This window comes from Micromonospora sp. DT53 (assembly GCF_049841535.1).
In the GTDB taxonomy this organism is placed as follows: domain Bacteria; phylum Actinomycetota; class Actinomycetes; order Mycobacteriales; family Micromonosporaceae; genus Micromonospora.
Genome location: NZ_JBNCKM010000002.1, coordinates 989,680 through 1,005,405, shown reverse-complemented (window position 1 = coordinate 1,005,405; position 15,726 = coordinate 989,680). Strand labels below are relative to the sequence as shown.

Genomic DNA, 15,726 nt, shown 5'->3' with positions numbered 1-15,726 from the left:
CAACCTGTGTATGTTCACCGGCTGGAACTTGTCGACTTCCGCTCGTACGAGCGGGTGGCCGTCGACCTCCAGCCGGGGGCGAACGTCCTGATCGGCGCCAACGGCGTCGGCAAGACCAACCTCGTCGAGGCGCTGGGCTACGTGGCGACCCTGGACTCGCACCGGGTCGCCACCGACGCGCCTCTGGTCCGGATGGGCGCCACCTCCGCGGTGATCCGCTGTGCGGTGGTGCACGAGGGCCGCGAGCTCCTGGTCGAGCTGGAGATCGTGCCCGGCAAGGCCAACCGGGCCCGGCTGGGCCGCTCACCGGCGCGGCGGGCCCGGGACGTGCTCGGGGCTCTCCGGCTCGTGCTCTTCGCCCCGGAGGACCTTGAGCTGGTCCGGGGCGACCCGGCCGAGCGCCGCCGCTACCTGGACGACCTCCTGGTCAACCGGCAGCCCCGCTACGCGGGCGTGCGGGCCGACTACGAGCGGGTCGTCAAGCAGCGCAACGCCCTGCTGCGCACCGCGTACCTGGCCCGCAAGACCGGTGGGTCGCGGGGCGGCGACCTCGGCACCCTCGCGGTCTGGGACACCCACCTGGCCCAGCACGGCGCGGAGTTGCTCGCCGGCCGCCTGGAGTTGGTGGCCGCGCTCACCCCGCACGTGGCCAAGGCGTACGACGCGGTGGCCGCCGGTCGGGGTGCGGCGGGCATCGCCTACCGACCCTCGATCGAGCTGGCCGAGCCGACCACCGACCGGGCCGCGCTGGCCGAGGCGCTGACGGCGGCCCTGGCCGCGTCCCGCTCCGCCGAGATCGAGCGGGGCACCACCCTGGTCGGCCCACACCGCGACGAGTTGGCGCTGAGCCTCGGCCCACTGCCGGTCAAGGGGTACGCGAGCCACGGCGAGTCGTGGTCGTTCGCGCTCGCGCTGCGGCTGGCCGGGTACGACCTGTTGCGCGCGGACGGCATCGAGCCGGTGCTGGTGCTCGACGACGTCTTCGCGGAGTTGGACACCGGCCGCCGGGAGCGGTTGGCGGAGCTGGTGGGCGGGGCGAGCCAGCTGCTGGTCACCTGCGCGGTGGACGACGACGTGCCGGCCGCCCTGCGCGGCACCCGCTACCAGGTCGGCGAAGGGACGGTACGCCGTGTCGGATGAGCCACGCACCGAACGACCGGCGGCAGGTGACGGCCCGGCTGCGCGTACTCCGAAGGCGGCGGGAGGATCGGCGGGCGGTGAGCCGGCGGCGGCCGCCAGCGGGCCGGAGCTGGCCCGTGCGGTGCTCGACGCGGCGCTGTCGCGACGGCAGGCGGCGGCCCGCGCCCGGCGTGCCCCCGGCGGCGGCGATGCTGCCGGCGGTTCGGGGCGGCGGTTGCGCGGCTACTCCGGCCCCGGCCCCGACCCACGTGATCCGCAGCCACTCAGCGCGGTGCTCAACCGGTTGGTGAAGGCGCGTGGCTGGCAGCAGCCGGCGGCCGAGGCCACCGTGTTCGGCGCCTGGGAGCGGGTCGTCGGCGCGGAGGTCGCGCAGAACAGTCGGCCGGTGAAGTTGGAGAACGGCGAGCTGACCGTGGAGGCGCGTTCGACCGCCTGGGCCACCCAGCTGCGGCTGCTGGCCGGCTCGCTGCTCAAGCAGATCGCCAGCGAGGTCGGCCACAACGTGGTACGCAAACTGCACATTCACGGCCCGGCCGCGCCTTCCTGGGGGAAGGGTCCACGCCGGGTACGCGGGCGGGGCCCGCGCGACACGTACGGCTGAGTCGACCCCTCAGCCGCGCCGGTCGGCCTCGCGGGCTGCCCGCTTGCGTTCCCGCTGTTCCCGGGTGAAGCGCTTGCGCTCGGCCAGGTCGCGTTTCCACGCCTCGCGGGCCTCGGCCGAACCTCCCTGCACCGCGCCCTGCACACCCTCGGCCGGTCCGGCGAGGTGCCGGAAGGCCCAGCGCATCAGTCGGCCACCCTCGCCCTGGGCTCTGGTGACCGCGTCGTCCTCGCTCATCTGCCGCCCTCTTCCCCGCGTCGCCTCGCCGGGTCTCACCCGTCGCACGAGGAGACCGTTGGGGCGCCAATGGTTGGTGTACCAATGATCGGTACGATAGTCATCGTGCGGAGAGAGGGCAACCGATGAGCGAACGACCGGACGGCGGCGACCCGCTGGCCCTGGAGCAGCAGGTCTGCTTCGCCCTCTCGGTCGCCGCGCGCAGCGTGGTGGCCGTCTACCGGCCGCTCCTGGAACCGATGGGGCTGACCCACCCGCAGTACCTGGTGATGTTGGCGCTCTGGCAGCACGCGCCGTTGTCCGGCCGCGACCTCAGTCGCCTGCTCCAGCTCGACCCGGGCACGCTGTCACCCCTGCTCAAGCGGCTGGAAGCGGCCGGCTACCTGCGCCGGGAACGGGACCCGAGCGACGAACGCAGCCTCGCCGTCACCCTCACCGCGAGCGGCGCGGCGCTGCGGAGTCAGGCAGAGCTGATCCCCGCCGCGATCGTGCAGCGACTCGGGCTGCCCGTCGAGGACCTGCAACACCTGCACGCGGTGCTCACGCAGTTGATCTCGGCCGCCAGCCGGCCGGCCACCCCGGAGACCGACGGGGCGGCTCAGGCGTCGGCGTAGACGGCGAACCCGCGCTCGGCGCAGCGTCGGTAGAACGCGGCCAGCACGCCCAGCTCGGCGCACGTGAAGTTCCACTGCGGCGGGTCACCGCGCTCGTCGCGCAGAGCGTCGAGCCGGCTCTCCAGCCAGCGCAGCTGCTGCTCGGCCAGCCGACCGTCGCCGAGCAGCGAGCGCAGCACGGTGCTCACCGACTCGAAGGTGACCGCCTCGCCGTTCGGGCGGTGCGCGGCCACGAACCTCTCGATGCCGCTCGCGATCCAGGAGCAGCCGTCCGGGTCGATCACCGGGTCCTCGTCCTCGGCGGCCGCGTCTGTGGCGTACAACACACCTTCGAGACCGAGCAGCAGATCCACCAACTCGGTGTACGCGGTCGCCCGGATGGTGCCGGTCTTCGCGATCAGCTCGGCCAGCGCCGCGGTCGGCGCGGAAATGCGCGGCAGGTCGACGATCTCGCCGAAGTCGACGAACTCGGCAGGCGCGACCGGATCGTAGAAGCGGCCGGTCCGCGGCCAGTGCACCGCGACGTTGTCCAGCCCCATCTGTCACCTCTTAAAGAGCACGTGTCGGGTCGATCGGGTCGATCGTCCCGGTTCCAACCGGTAAAGATCAAGGCTGGTTCCGGGGCGCCGCAAACGTACGGCACTGACGCTTCGGCCGCGACCCCCGACCCGCCCGACCGCGGGTCAACCCGTTCCGGGGCGGCGCGTGCGATGGGAGCCTGGCGTGTGGGGGGAGTCGTGGGCGATGGGGTTCTGCCGGCTATGGACTTCTCAGCCGCCTCGCTGAGGGTGCCGAGTGGTGGTTCTGTCCTCCGCGCACAGTAGGATTGACAGCGAGACGAAGACCCGGTGCGGGAGTGGGACGGGGCCGATGGCCCAGATTCATTCTCCACGTCGGGTCGAGCCGATCGCGATCCGCGGGCAACCGCGGCGACCGGCGCGTTCGACCCGCTGTCCGGAGATCTCCGGCGCCGGTCCGCGCGCCGACGTCGCGTCCTGTCCGCCGAACCCGCGCCCGACGCGCCCTACCGGCGTGGCTGACGCGAGAAAGTGGCCGAGGGTGGCAGCGCAGGACAAGCAGGAGTACGGCGCAGAGTCGATCACCGTTCTCGAGGGGCTGGAGGCGGTTCGCAAGCGGCCCGGTATGTACATCGGGTCCACCGGCGAGCGCGGTCTGCACCACCTCGTCTGGGAGGTCGTCGACAACGCGGTCGACGAGGCGCTGGCCGGTTACTGCGACACCATCGACGTGGTACTGCTCGCCGACGGCGGCGTCCGGGTCACCGACAACGGCCGTGGCTTCCCGGTCGACCTCCACCCGAAGCTCAAGAAGCCGGGTGTCGAGGTCGCGTTGACCATCCTGCACGCCGGTGGCAAGTTCGACGGCAAGGCGTACGCGGTCTCCGGCGGCCTGCACGGCGTCGGTGTCTCCGTGGTGAACGCGCTCTCCACCAAGATGTTCGTCGAGATCCACAAGTCGGGCAACGTGTGGCGGCAGCACTACACCAACTCCAAGCCGAGCCCGCTGGAGAAGGGCGAGACCACCGACCGCACCGGCTCGGCAGTCTCCTTCTGGCCCGACCCCGACGTCTTCGAGACCGTCGACTTCGACTTCCAGACCATCTACCGGCGCCTGCAGGAGATGGCCTTCCTCAACCGCGCCCTCCGCATCCACCTGCTCGACGAGCGGGTGGCCGAGGAGGAGGACGGCCGGCAGCGCGAGGTCACCTTCTACTACGAGGGCGGCATCGCGGACTTCGTCCGGCACCTCAACGCCTCGAAGAGCCCGATCCACAAGACCGTGGTCGAGTTCGAGGCCGAGGAGGAGGGCATGTCACTCGAGATCGCCATGCAGTGGAACGAGTCGTACGGCGAGTCGGTCTACACCTTCGCCAACACGATCAACACCCACGAGGGCGGCACCCACGAGGAGGGCTTCCGGTCCGCGCTGACCAGCGTGGTCAACCGGTACGGCACCGACAAGAAGCTGCTCAAGGGCGACGAGAAGCTCTCCGGCGAGGACATCCGCGAAGGGCTCGCGGCGATCATCTCGGTCAAGCTGGCCAACCCGCAGTTCGAGGGCCAGACCAAGACCAAGCTGGGCAACACCCCGGTGAAGAGCTTCGTGCAGCGCGTCTGCAACGACCGGCTTGTCGACTGGTTCGACCGCAACCCGGCCGAGGCCAAAATGATCATCACGAAGGCCTCCCAGGCGGCCCGGGCCCGGATCGCCGCGCAGCAGGCGCGCAAGCTGGCCCGGCGCAAGTCGCTGCTGGAGTCCGGCTCGATGCCGGGCAAGCTGGCCGACTGCCAGTCGACCGACCCCCGCGAGTCCGAGGTGTTCATCGTCGAGGGTGACTCGGCCGGTGGCTCGGCCAAGCAGGGTCGCGACCCACGGACCCAGGCGATCCTGCCGATCCGCGGCAAGATCCTCAACGTGGAGAAGGCCCGGATCGACCGGGTGCTGAAGAACAACGAGGTCCAGGCGCTGATCACCGCGCTGGGCACCGGCATCCACGACGACTTCGACATGGAGAAGCTGCGGTACCACAAGGTGGTGCTGATGGCCGACGCGGACGTCGACGGCCAGCACATCCAGACGCTGCTGCTCACCCTGCTGTTCCGCTTCATGCGTCCGCTTGTCGAGATGGGCAACGTCTACCTGGCCGCCCCGCCGCTCTACAAGATCAAGTGGAACAAGAAGGGCGACGACGCCCAGTACGCGTACTCCGACCGCGAGCGGGACGGTCTGATCGCGCTGCGCCAGCAGAAGAAGCCGAACGCCAAGCCGGACGACATTCAGCGCTTCAAGGGCCTCGGCGAGATGAACTATCCCGAGCTGTGGGAAACCACGATGAACCCGGCGACGCGTACCCTGCGTCAGGTCACTCTCGACGACGCGGCGACCGCCGACGAGTTGTTCAGTGTGCTGATGGGTGAGGACGTCGAGGCGCGCCGGTCGTTCATTCAGCGCAACGCCAAGGACGTGCGGTTCCTGGACATCTGACGGACTGCGGTGGGTCGGCCGGGCAGCGCCCGGCCGATCCGGCGGTCCACAGAGTTATCCACAGCTTGGCCGGTATCCACAGCCGTTATCCACAGCACGAAAACGACTCTGAGTCTGATAAGGGTATACAGTGACCGATTCTCCCGAGTCCACACCGAACGAGCCCGAGGTCCCCGCCGAGGCCATCGCCGCGGTGGTCGCGCACGACCGGATCGAACCGGTCGGGCTCGAGGTGGAGATGCAGCGCTCCTACCTCGACTACGCGATGAGCGTCATCGTCGGTCGCGCGCTGCCGGACGTCCGGGACGGCCTCAAGCCGGTCCACCGCAAGATCCTCTACGCGATGTTCGACTCCGGCTACCGCCCGGACCGTGGCTACGTGAAGTGCTCCCGCGTCGTCGGTGACGTGATGGGTCAGTTCCACCCGCACGGCGACTCGGCGATCTACGACGCGCTGGTCCGGATGGCGCAGCCCTGGTCGCTGCGCTACCCGCTGGTCGACGGCAACGGCAACTTCGGCTCGCCGGGTAATGACCCGGCTGCCGCGATGCGATACTGTGTTGTCGGAAATGTCCGGATTCGCACCGCCGACGGCAGTGTGCGGATCGGCGACGTCGTGCCGGACGCGGCACCGTCCAGCGAGACCGACATCGACCTCAAGGTCCGCGACCGCAACGGCGACCTGGTCCGCGCCTCCAAGTTCTTCCACTCCGGCGAGCACCCCACGCTGCGGCTGCGCACCCGCGAGGGGTACGAGCTGTCCGGCACCCACAACCACCCGGTGCTCTGCCTGGTGGACGTCGCCGGTGTGCCGACCCTGCTGTGGAAGCTGCTGGCCGAGATCTCCCCGGGCGACCGGGTCGTTCTCCAGCGCTCGGTGCCGGACGAGATCGGCTACCCGATGCTGGAGCACGTCGAGGCGGCCGTTCTCGCGGGCGCCTTCGTCAGCGAAGGTTGGGTTTCCGAGGGCCGTGCCGGGTTCAACAACGTCGACCGCGAATTCTTCGTACGAGTGCTCGCGGCCTACGACCTGGCCGTCGGTGGGCCGCGCTACGTCAGCGAGCGGGTCATCGCCTCCGGCAGCACCCTGCACGAGCTCGACGTGCAGAACCTCACCGCGCTGAACAAGAGCCTCCTCGGTGACCTGGTAGGGGCGCGTAGCGCCGCGAAGTTCGTTCCCGAGTTCGTCTGGCAGGGGCCGGCTGCGGTCAAGCGCGCGTTCCTCCAGGCGCTCTTCGAGGGTGACGGTTCGTCGTCGCTGCTGCCGCGCAGCACCATCCAGGTTTCGTACTCGACACGCAGTGAGCGGTTGGCCCGCGAGGTCCAGCAGTTGCTGCTGGAGTTCGGCGTGATCAGCCGGCAGACCCACCACGACAGCGGCGAGATCAAGGTCGTGGTGACCAACCGCCGCGACGCCCGGATCTTCGCCGCGCAGGTCGGCTTCCTCGGCCGCAAGCAGGCCAAGCTGGACGCCGAGCTGGCCCAGGTGCCGGCGAGCAGCACCGCGCTCTCCAGCGACCACGTGCCGCTGGTCGGTGACTTCATCCGCGAGCACGGCGCGACCCGGTGGACCGAGCGGGACTGGCTGCGCCGGCACAACGTGGACCGGGTGGAGCGCTGGGAGCGGGACCGCGACGAGATCGCCGCCCGGATCACCAACACCGAGGTGCTCGACGTGGTCGAGCCGTTGGTCGACGGTCGGTTCTACTACGCCGAGGTGGCGCAGATCACTGACGCCGGCGTCCAGGCGGTCTACAGCGTCCGGGTCGACACCGACGACCACTCGTTCGTCTCCGACGGCTTCGTCAGCCACAACACCGAGTGCAAGCTCGACCCGCTCGCCATGGAGATGCTGCGGGACATCGACGAGGACACCGTCGACCTCCAGGACAACTACGACGGCCGGGCCAAGGAGCCCACCATCCTGCCGTCGCGGATCCCCAACCTCCTGGTGAACGGCTCCGAGGGCATCGCGGTCGGCATGGCCACCAAGATCCCGCCGCACAACCTGCGGGAGATCGGCGCGGCGGTGCAGTGGTGCCTCGACAATCCCGAGGAGGACGAGGAGACCACCCTCGAAGCCCTGCTCGGCATCGTCAAGGGTCCGGACTTCCCGACCTACGGCCTCATCGTCGGCCAGACCGCGATCCAGGACGCGTACCGCACGGGCCGCGGCTCGATCCGGATGCGTGCCGTCGTGGAGGTCGAGGAGGACAAGCGGGGCCGCCCCTGCCTGGTCGTCAGCGAGTTGCCCTACCAGGTCAACCCGGACAACCTCGCCGAGCGGATCGCCGAGCTGATCAAGGAGGGCAAGCTCGCCGGGATCGCCGACATCCGTGACGAGTCGTCCGGGCGTACCGGCATGCGGATCGTGCTTGTGCTCAAGCGCGACGCGGTGGCGAAGGTCGTGCTGAACAACCTCTACAAGCACACCCAGCTCCAGGAGACGTTCGGCGCCAACATGCTGGCCCTGGTCGACGGGGTGCCGCGCACGCTCAACCTGGCCCAGTTCATCCGCTACTACGTCGAGCACCAGATCGACGTGATCCGCCGGCGGACGGCGTTCCGGCTACGCAAGGCCGAGGAGCGGGCGCACATCCTGCGCGGCCTGGGCAAGGCGCTGGACGCGTTGGACGAGGTGATCGCCCTGATCCGGCGTTCGCCGACCGTGGACGACGCCCGGCAGGGCCTGATCCGGCTGCTGGAGATCGACGAGATCCAGGCGACCGCGATCCTGGACATGCAGCTGCGCCGGCTCGCCGCTCTGGAGCGGCAGCGGATCGTGGACGACCTGGCCAAGCTCGAGATCGAGATCGCCGACCTCAAGGACATCCTCGCCAAGCCGGAGCGGCAGCGGCGGATCGTCTCGGAGGAGCTGGGCGAGATCGTCGCCAAGTGGGGCGACGATCGGCGGACGCAGATCATCCCGTTCGACGGCGAGGTCTCGATGGAGGACCTCATCGCCCGTGAGGACGTGGTCGTCACGATCACCCGCACCGGGTACGCCAAGCGGACCAAGGTCGACCTGTACCGCTCGCAGCGGCGCGGCGGTAAGGGCGTCAGTGGCGCCACGCTGCGGCAGGACGACATCGTCAGCCACTTCTTCGTCTGCTCGACCCACGACTGGATCTTGTTCCTCACGAACAAGGGCCGTGTCTACCGGGCCAAGGCGTACGAGTTGCCGGAGGCCAGTAGGGTAGCCAAGGGCCAACACGTGGCCAATCTGCTCGCCTTCCTACCCGACGAGCAGATAGCGCAGATCATTGAGATCCCGAACTACCAGGTAGCCCCCTATCTGGTACTGGCCACGAAGAACGGCCTGGTGAAGAAGACGCGGCTCGAGGAGTTCGACTCCAACCGTTCCGGCGGCATCATCGCGATCAACCTGCGCGATGAGGACGAGCTGGTCGGTGCTGCGTTGGTTGCGCCGGAGAACGACCTGCTGCTGGTCTCGAAGAAGGCGCAGGCGATCCGGTTCAACGCCTCGGACGAGGCGTTGCGGCCGATGGGCCGGGCCACCTCGGGCGTGATCGGCATGCGCTTCACGGACGACGACGTCCTGCTCGCCATGGAAGTCGTGCGGGAAGGTTTGGACGTTCTGGTGGCCACGAACGGGGGATACGCGAAGCGGACCCCGATCGAGGAATACCCGGTGCAGGGCCGGGGAGGTAAGGGCGTGTTGACTGCAAAGATCACCGAACGGCGCGGTGGTCTGGTTGGCGCGGTGGTGATCGATCCGGACGACGAGCTGTTCGCGATCACCAGCAACGGTGGTGTCATTCGGACTCCGGTGAAGCCTGTACGCCGTACGCGTGACCGGAACACAATGGGGGTCAAGCTGATGGACCTCCCGGACGGCGTGACTATCGTGGCGATTGCTCGCAATGCCGACGAGCCTGACGAACAGGACTAGTTGAATGACGGAGACACAGGCGAAGTCGGGGAACACGGGGACCTCGGCCAACCCGGTCGACGAGGAGGCCGCCAAGGGCGGCACACCAGCGACCGGCCGCGCGGCCGTAGGCCGGGCGACGGTCCCCGCCGACGCGCCTGCCCCGAAGTTCACCAGGGCTCCAGGTATGACACCGCCGCCGGAGCAGCCTGGCGAGGACGGCGGCGGGTCAGGCGACAAGACCGAGGCGTCCAGCGCCGAGGCGCCGACGTCGTCCGCCGCCGCCAACCCTCCGGGGCCGGCGGCGGCGCCCTCGGCCCGTCCGGCCACCACCCAGCCGATCGGTGTCCGACCCGGTCAGGCGACGGCAACCGGGTCCACCGGCACCCAGCCGCGGATCACACCCGGGATGACCCAGCCGCAGCCGGACGCGGCGCGTACGGCTGCGACTGCCGGCCGACCGGTCAGCGGCGGTGGCCTGCCGCCGGGGATCGGCAACGCGTCCGCCGTCGGGGCCGCCCGCGTGGGTGACGCGGTGCGTGCGGCACGTACGTCGGTCAGCTCGGCCGCCTCCCGCGGGCCGCGCCGGGCCCGGCTGAACCTGAAGCGGATCGACCCGTGGTCCGTGATGAAGTTCGCATTCGCGGTGTCGGTGGTGCTCTTCATCGTCGTCGTGGTCGCCACCTCGGTGCTGTACCTGGCGCTGGACGCGATGGGTGTGTTCCAGAGCGTCAACGAGAGCCTGAGCGACCTGGTCAACGCCGGCGGTGGGCAGAGCACCAGCGGCTTCCAGATCACCGCCAAGGGCGTGATCCTCAGCTCGGCGCTGATCGGCCTGGTCAACGTGGTGTTGTTCACCGCGCTGGCCACGCTTGGCGCGTTCGTCTACAACGTTTGCGCTGACCTGGTCGGCGGGATCGAGCTGACCCTCGCCGAGCGGGACTGAGCCACCGGGACGCCGGAGCACCGCGGAATGCGGTCGCTCCGGCGTCCCGTACTCAGGTAGGTTTTGCCGGCGACGACGAGCCCGGCTCGCAGGTTCGGACCCCGATTTGGGGCCGGCAGTGCGGATGGGTTAATCTTGCTCGTCGCAACGCGGGGCTATAGCTCAGTCGGTTAGAGCGCAGAGCTGATAACTCTGAGGTCGATGGTTCGATTCCATCTAGCCCCACCGCAAGTCGTCCGACGGTAGCCGAGCGCGAGGGGTCGCCCCATGTTCAAGAAGCTGCTGATTCTGGCTGGCGTCGTCGGCGTAGCCGCCGTCGTGTTCAACAAGATCAAGGCGTCGAACGATGAGCGTGCCCTGTGGCACGAGGCGACCACCGCGCCCGATCTGCGCTGACGTCGAGCCCGGCGACGAGTGATCGTCGCCGCGACCGCTCACGGGGCCCTAGCTCAACTGGCAGAGCACTGCCTTTGCAAGGCAGGGGTTAGGGGTTCGAGTCCCCTGGGCTCCACCAGCACTTTCCTTGCCGAACGGTTCCGGTTCGTTGGTGGCGCGATGCCGTCCCCGCCAGCGACCGACGATCTCAGTAGCATGCTGAAATGTCTCGAGCGGTGATCTTCGACCTCTTCCATACCTTGATCCACGGGGTCGACGAGGAGCGTGACCGGGTAGTCGGCGAGATGGCGGTCATGGTCGGCGTAGCTCCGGCCGAGCTGGTCGCCGCGTACCACGCCACCTGGCGGGATCGGCTGGTCCGGTGGGACGTGGAGGAGACGATCCGCATCCTCGCCGGACGCCTCGGCGGCACGCCAACGAACGAACAGGTGACGCGGGCCGGTGAGCATCGGCGAGCCCTCGGACGCCGAGTGCTGGACAGCGTCTCCACCGCCACTCTGGACGTGCTCGACGCGCTACGCGGCGACGGGCATCCGCTGGCCCTCATCAGCAACGCCACCTCGGACACTGCCGAGCCATGGCCGCAGAGTCCGCTCTTCCGACGGTTCGATGTCGCGATCTTCTCCTGCGATGTCGGGCTGGCCAAGCCCGACCCGACGATCTATCACCTCGCTGCCGAGCGCCTCGGCGTTGAGCCGGCGGAGTGTGTCTTTGTTGGCGACGGCGCAGACGGTGAGCTGGCCGGGGCGGCAGCAGTCGGTATGACCGTCTTCCGGACCACGGAGCACAACGACACCGATCCGGGTTGGGGTGGGCCGGCTTTCGCTACCCTGGGCGACCTGCCCGCCATGCTCCGAGAGCCGTCCGGCACTCAGCGCGTCGCACGTGTGCGTCGCGCGGCGACGTAGCGGCGGATCTTCTCGGCGGTTCCGCAGTCGTCCATGCTGCACCAGCGGCGACTGCGGTTCTTGCTCTCGTCGACGAAGATGAAGCGGCAGCCTCCGCATCCCTTGATCCGGTCCAGCGGCCCGTCGGTGAGTAGTTGGACAGCTGCGTGCGCCACTGGCCGTAGCGGCCGGACCAGCGTCCGGTCATCCCGCCAGGCCCACCCGAACGTGCTTCCGCCCTCAAGCTGTGCGTGGGCGAGCGCGTCGGCTTCGTCGTCTCGGAGCTGGGCCAGTGCGCGTGCGCTCGGACTCGCCCCGGCGGCCAGCGGTCGGAATATCTCGTCGAGGTTGTCGCGGGTGCGCTGCGCTCGTGCGAAGACAGCGTGGGCACCGTCTGGATCGGTGCGAGACAGTTGGCGCATCGCCGTCGCCTCGGTGTCGGTGAGGGCGCCCGCGTACACGCCCCAGGCGACCAGCCCTGGATAGCCCGTGAGCACGTCGTCGTCCACGGGCCCGGTGGGTGGGCCGGTGCGGGTGTTGACGAAGTCCAGGGCGAGATTGCCGCCCACCAGGTGCATCCGCCTGACGCCCTCATCTGTTTCCATCAAAGTCGACTTTACCAGTTGACCCTGCGCCGAGGCATCACTAGCTTGTTGCTGGCATACATCTTTTAGCCGGTAACAGTGGGGAGCGTCGAATGGGTCGCGGACGGGCAGTGGGCGCGCTGATCGGCCTGTCCGGGGGGACGTTCCTCTACACCACCGCCGAGGCGCTGCCGATCGGGCTGCTGCTCCCGATGGCCACGGACCTGGCCGTCTCACCGTCGCAAGTGGGCATGCTCGTGACCGCGTACGGTGCGGTGGTCGTCGTCGCCTCGATCCCGTTGACAGTGCTGGCCAGGAAGGTCCCTCGTCGGCGACTCCTGTCGGTGCTCCTGGCCGGCTTCGTCGTCAGCACCGCGACGACGGTGTTCGCGAACACGTTCCCGCTGCTGCTGGCGACCAGGATGGCAACGGCGGCGACCCATGCGTTGTTCTGGGCGGTAGTGGTTCCGGCCGCGGCCGAGCTGTTCCGACCCGCACTACGCGGGCGGGTGGTCGCGATCGTGTTCGCCGGCGGCAACGTCGCCCTGCTCCTGGGAGTGCCCGTCGGCACCTGGCTGGGCGAACGGGCCGGCTGGCGCATGTCGTTCCTGGCGGTGGCCGGGCTCGGCGCGGTTGTGCTCGTCGCGGTGGCCACGCTGCTGCCCTCGACGTCCCCCGACCAGGGACATGCCGCCCGGGGCGCGACGCCCGACGTCTACCGCTTCTGGCTGCTGGTCGCGGTGGCCGTCCTGACGACCGCCGGCGCCATCGCCGCCTACACCTACGTCGCCCTCTTCGTCACCGAGGTCAGCGGGTTCGCCGCCTCGTCGGTCGGGGCCATCCTGCTGGCGCGCGGTGTCGCCAGCGTGCTCGGGATCCTCGCCGTCGGAGCGGTGGTGGACCGCAGCCCGTGGCTCGCTCTGGTCGCGACCGTCGCGCTGCAGTCGGTGGCACTGCTCGGGCTGTACGCGCTCGGGCACCGGCCGTCGGTGGCCGTCGGCCTGCTCGCTCTGGCCGGACTGGCGTTCGCGGCGTTCACCGCGGCGCTCGGAGGCGTCGTGCTGCAGGTGGCGCCGGGGCGCTCCGATCTCGCTGCCGCCACCCTCTCCGCCGCGGTCAACGTCGGCATCACCGGTGGCGCCCTGGTCGCCGGACTCGCGCTACCCAGCCATGGCGTGCACAGCACGGTGCTGATCGGAGCCCTGCTCGGCGTCGTCGCTCTGCTGACGGTCGCCGCCGGTTTCGCCCGGCAGGCGGCGATCGGCGTAGCCCGCTGAAACCGCTCCCTGTCGGCCGGCCGCCGGAACCGACTGGTCAGGCGGGTAGGTTCAGGGGTCGGAGTGCGCGATCCGGACGGCGATGCCGTCGAGGATCAACTCCAGCCCGAGGGAGAAGTCCGCGTCGGCGATCGCCTCGTCGGGGGTGTCGGACGGCGGCGCCTCGAACAGCGTCGAGGAGAACAGCCGGGCCGTCTCGGGGAAGCGGTCGGGATTGACGAGTCGCGCCAGCGCACGGCCGTAGTCGCGTTCGGCGTCGGCCTGACCCTGGCCTTCGGCTCTGCCCTCGGCGAGTTCGCCGTACTGGCGCACCGATTGGACCACGTAGCCGCTGATCAGCGACATCGCACCGATCTTGTGCGCCCAGTCCAGGAGGGTGCCGGACATGATCGCCAGCGCGGCCTCCATCCAGGCGATCTGGTGCGGCCCGGAGGGTGGGCCGGCGGCAGGCACGCGCGTCAGCCACGGCCGACGCTGAAGCACCGCGCGGTGTGCGAAGGCCCAGCGGCGTAGCCCTTCCCGCCAGTCGGGGGCGGCGATCGTCGGTGGTGGGCCCAGCGCAGCGTCGGCCATGAGGGTGAGCAGTTCGTCCTTGGAGCCGACGTGCCGGTAGAGCGACATGCTCGTGAAGCCGAGGCTCTTGGCGACCTTGGGAAGCGTCACGCCGTCGAGCCCGTCCCGGTCGGCGATCTCGACCGCCGCGGTGACGACCACGTTGACGTCGAGGGACGCGGGCCGTCCGAGACGCGACGACTCCGACATTCCCCACAGCCGGCGCAGCGGCGCCGGAACGAAATCGTCGCTGGTCATGGGCTCCCACGTTCGCCCCGGAAGGTTACGTCCACATCATGACAGACAGCATTAGTGTACTAGTGATACTTTCTCTCTGAAACTAAAGCCGAGACGCGGGGAGACGACGACCATGAGCATTGACACCGCACCACGGACATCGAGAGGGCCGGTGCTGCGCGCCGAGCGGGCCCTCGCGCCGGACCTGGCCCGGGGAGCGATGCTGCTGATCATCGCGCTGGCCAACGTCGCCGGAGTCGTCTTCGCCGGCGAGCCGGGCCTGGACGCCACGCCGGAGGGCGTCGACCGCGGCCTCAACTTCCTGCTCTTCGAACTCGTCCACGCCCGCGGCTATCCGGTCTTCGCCGTGATGTTCGGCTACGGGCTCGTCCAACTCGCCCGCCGCCAGGACGCCTCCGGTGCCACTCCGAAGCAGGTCCGCTCCGTGCTGTTGCGCCGCAACCTCTGGCTCGTCGTGTTCGGGTTCGCGCACGCCGCGTTGCTGTACTACGGCGACTTCCTCGGGGCGTACGGGATCGTCGGGATCGTGATGACCCTCTTGCTGCTGCGCCGCGGCGACAGGTTCCACCGCATCGTGCTGGTGCTCTGGGCGCTGTCGGCGGCCGAGGTACTTGTCATCGGCGCCCTGGTGGTGAGCGGCATCCTCGGCGGGTCGGGCGGGTCTGCCGCGCTGCCGTCGGGCCACGTCGACTCCCTCGCCGCGCCCGATTACGTCGCGTCCATGCTGGATCGCCTCGGCGAATGGCCTGTGCACACGCTGACCGTCCTGCCCTTCATCATGATCGCCTGGCTGGGCATGTGGGCCGCTCGCCGCCGTGTCCTCGAAGAGCCGACCCGGCACCGGACCCTGCTCACGTGGACCGCCGCCCTCGGCCTCGGCATCGCAGTCGCCGGCGGCCTCCCGGCAGCCCTGGTCAGTGCCGGATGGCTGCACGTCGACGAGTCGGCGGCCAGTCTGATGCTGCTGCTGCACGGGGCCAGCGGCATGTTCGCCGGCCCGGGTTACGTGGCCGTCTTCGGGCTGATCGCCATGCGGGCGCACCGATCCGGCCGCGTCGTCGGCGCGCTCTCCGCCCTGGGCCAGCGTTCCCTGTCGGGATACCTGTTCCAGTCCGTGGCCTGGCTCGTCCTCCTGGCGCCCTTCACGCTCGCCCTCGGCGACCGTTTCGGCAGCCCCACGGTGACCGGTCTGCTCATCGCGGTGGCCGTCTGGCTCGCGACCGTCCTGATCGCCCGTCAGCTCGACAAGCGCAAGCGCCCCGGCCCCGCCGAGGTCGTCCTGCGCCGCCTGACCTACGGGCCACGGACCTGATCGCCGCCTAGCCGGAGTAGCCGG

Annotated in this window: 14 protein-coding genes and 2 tRNA genes; 12 read left to right on the top strand and 4 right to left on the bottom strand. The window is 69.7% G+C overall.

Going from position 1 to position 15,726, the window contains the following annotated elements:
* Nucleotides 1-6 precede the first annotated feature (6 nt).
* A complete protein-coding gene (recF, locus tag ACLQ3B_RS10505; RefSeq protein ID WP_425779501.1) occupies nucleotides 7-1,140 on the top strand; it encodes a DNA replication/repair protein RecF in 1,134 nt (377 codons plus the stop codon).
* Nucleotides 1,130-1,741 carry a DUF721 domain-containing protein gene (locus ACLQ3B_RS10500; RefSeq protein WP_425779499.1) on the top strand — a complete coding sequence of 204 codons (612 nt, stop codon included), beginning with the start codon at nucleotides 1,130-1,132 and terminating at the stop codon, nucleotides 1,739-1,741. Before recF ends, ACLQ3B_RS10500 begins: the two co-directional genes overlap by 11 nt.
* 9 nt (nucleotides 1,742-1,750) lie before the next feature.
* Here ACLQ3B_RS10500 and ACLQ3B_RS10495 read toward each other — a convergent pair whose 3' ends face one another.
* Nucleotides 1,751-1,978: a hypothetical protein gene (locus tag ACLQ3B_RS10495; protein WP_425779498.1), complete on the bottom strand. Its 228-nt coding sequence runs from the start codon at nucleotides 1,976-1,978 to the stop codon at nucleotides 1,751-1,753.
* Nucleotides 1,979-2,103: 125 nt separating this feature from the next.
* Between ACLQ3B_RS10495 and ACLQ3B_RS10490 the strand changes: the two genes are divergently transcribed.
* On the top strand, nucleotides 2,104-2,592 hold the full coding sequence (locus ACLQ3B_RS10490; RefSeq protein ID WP_425779496.1) for a MarR family winged helix-turn-helix transcriptional regulator: 489 nt from the start codon (nucleotides 2,104-2,106) through the stop codon (nucleotides 2,590-2,592).
* On the opposite strand, the gene ACLQ3B_RS10485 is transcribed toward ACLQ3B_RS10490, so the two are convergent.
* A complete protein-coding gene (locus tag ACLQ3B_RS10485) occupies nucleotides 2,577-3,131 on the bottom strand; it encodes a hypothetical protein (protein ID WP_238657701.1) in 555 nt (184 codons plus the stop codon). The two genes, ACLQ3B_RS10490 and ACLQ3B_RS10485, sit on opposite strands and share 16 nt — an antisense overlap.
* Nucleotides 3,132-3,651: 520 nt before the next feature.
* Between ACLQ3B_RS10485 and gyrB the strand changes: the two genes are divergently transcribed.
* From gyrB to ACLQ3B_RS10450, 7 genes are all read left to right on the top strand, one after another.
* Nucleotides 3,652-5,598 carry a DNA topoisomerase (ATP-hydrolyzing) subunit B gene (gyrB, locus tag ACLQ3B_RS10480; protein ID WP_266304100.1) on the top strand — a complete coding sequence of 649 codons (1,947 nt, stop codon included), beginning with the start codon at nucleotides 3,652-3,654 and terminating at the stop codon, nucleotides 5,596-5,598.
* A gap of 130 nt (nucleotides 5,599-5,728) precedes the next feature.
* Nucleotides 5,729-9,511, top strand: a complete 3,783-nt coding sequence (gene gyrA / locus ACLQ3B_RS10475) for an intein-containing DNA gyrase subunit A (RefSeq protein WP_425779494.1) — start codon at nucleotides 5,729-5,731, stop codon at nucleotides 9,509-9,511.
* Nucleotides 9,512-9,515: 4 nt separating this feature from the next.
* Nucleotides 9,516-10,436, top strand: a complete 921-nt coding sequence (locus ACLQ3B_RS10470; protein ID WP_425779492.1) for a DUF3566 domain-containing protein — start codon at nucleotides 9,516-9,518, stop codon at nucleotides 10,434-10,436.
* A gap of 151 nt (nucleotides 10,437-10,587) precedes the next feature.
* Nucleotides 10,588-10,661 (top strand) — tRNA-Ile (locus tag ACLQ3B_RS10465).
* 42 nt (nucleotides 10,662-10,703) lie between these two features.
* Nucleotides 10,704-10,832: a DLW-39 family protein gene (locus ACLQ3B_RS10460; RefSeq protein ID WP_209444550.1), complete on the top strand. Its 129-nt coding sequence runs from the start codon at nucleotides 10,704-10,706 to the stop codon at nucleotides 10,830-10,832.
* Nucleotides 10,833-10,874: 42 nt separating this feature from the next.
* Nucleotides 10,875-10,950, top strand: a tRNA-Ala gene (locus tag ACLQ3B_RS10455).
* Nucleotides 10,951-11,035: 85 nt separating this feature from the next.
* Nucleotides 11,036-11,740, top strand: a complete 705-nt coding sequence (locus ACLQ3B_RS10450; protein ID WP_425779490.1) for an HAD family hydrolase — start codon at nucleotides 11,036-11,038, stop codon at nucleotides 11,738-11,740.
* On the opposite strand, the gene ACLQ3B_RS10445 is transcribed toward ACLQ3B_RS10450, so the two are convergent.
* Nucleotides 11,704-12,324: a CGNR zinc finger domain-containing protein gene (locus ACLQ3B_RS10445; RefSeq protein ID WP_425779488.1), complete on the bottom strand. Its 621-nt coding sequence runs from the start codon at nucleotides 12,322-12,324 to the stop codon at nucleotides 11,704-11,706. The two genes, ACLQ3B_RS10450 and ACLQ3B_RS10445, sit on opposite strands and share 37 nt — an antisense overlap.
* A gap of 92 nt (nucleotides 12,325-12,416) precedes the next feature.
* Here ACLQ3B_RS10445 and ACLQ3B_RS10440 point away from each other — a divergent pair, with 92 nt between their 5' ends.
* Complete coding sequence (locus ACLQ3B_RS10440) at nucleotides 12,417-13,580, top strand: MFS transporter (RefSeq protein WP_425779486.1); 1,164 nt, start codon at nucleotides 12,417-12,419, stop codon at nucleotides 13,578-13,580.
* 51 nt (nucleotides 13,581-13,631) lie between these two features.
* On the opposite strand, the gene ACLQ3B_RS10435 is transcribed toward ACLQ3B_RS10440, so the two are convergent.
* A complete protein-coding gene (locus ACLQ3B_RS10435; RefSeq protein WP_425779484.1) occupies nucleotides 13,632-14,390 on the bottom strand; it encodes a TetR/AcrR family transcriptional regulator in 759 nt (252 codons plus the stop codon).
* 112 nt (nucleotides 14,391-14,502) lie between these two features.
* Between ACLQ3B_RS10435 and ACLQ3B_RS10430 the strand changes: the two genes are divergently transcribed.
* The gene (locus ACLQ3B_RS10430) at nucleotides 14,503-15,702 is read left to right on the top strand and encodes a DUF418 domain-containing protein (RefSeq protein WP_425779483.1); all 1,200 of its coding nucleotides are present in this window, start codon (nucleotides 14,503-14,505) and stop codon (nucleotides 15,700-15,702) included.
* Nucleotides 15,703-15,726: the final 24 nt, after the last annotated feature.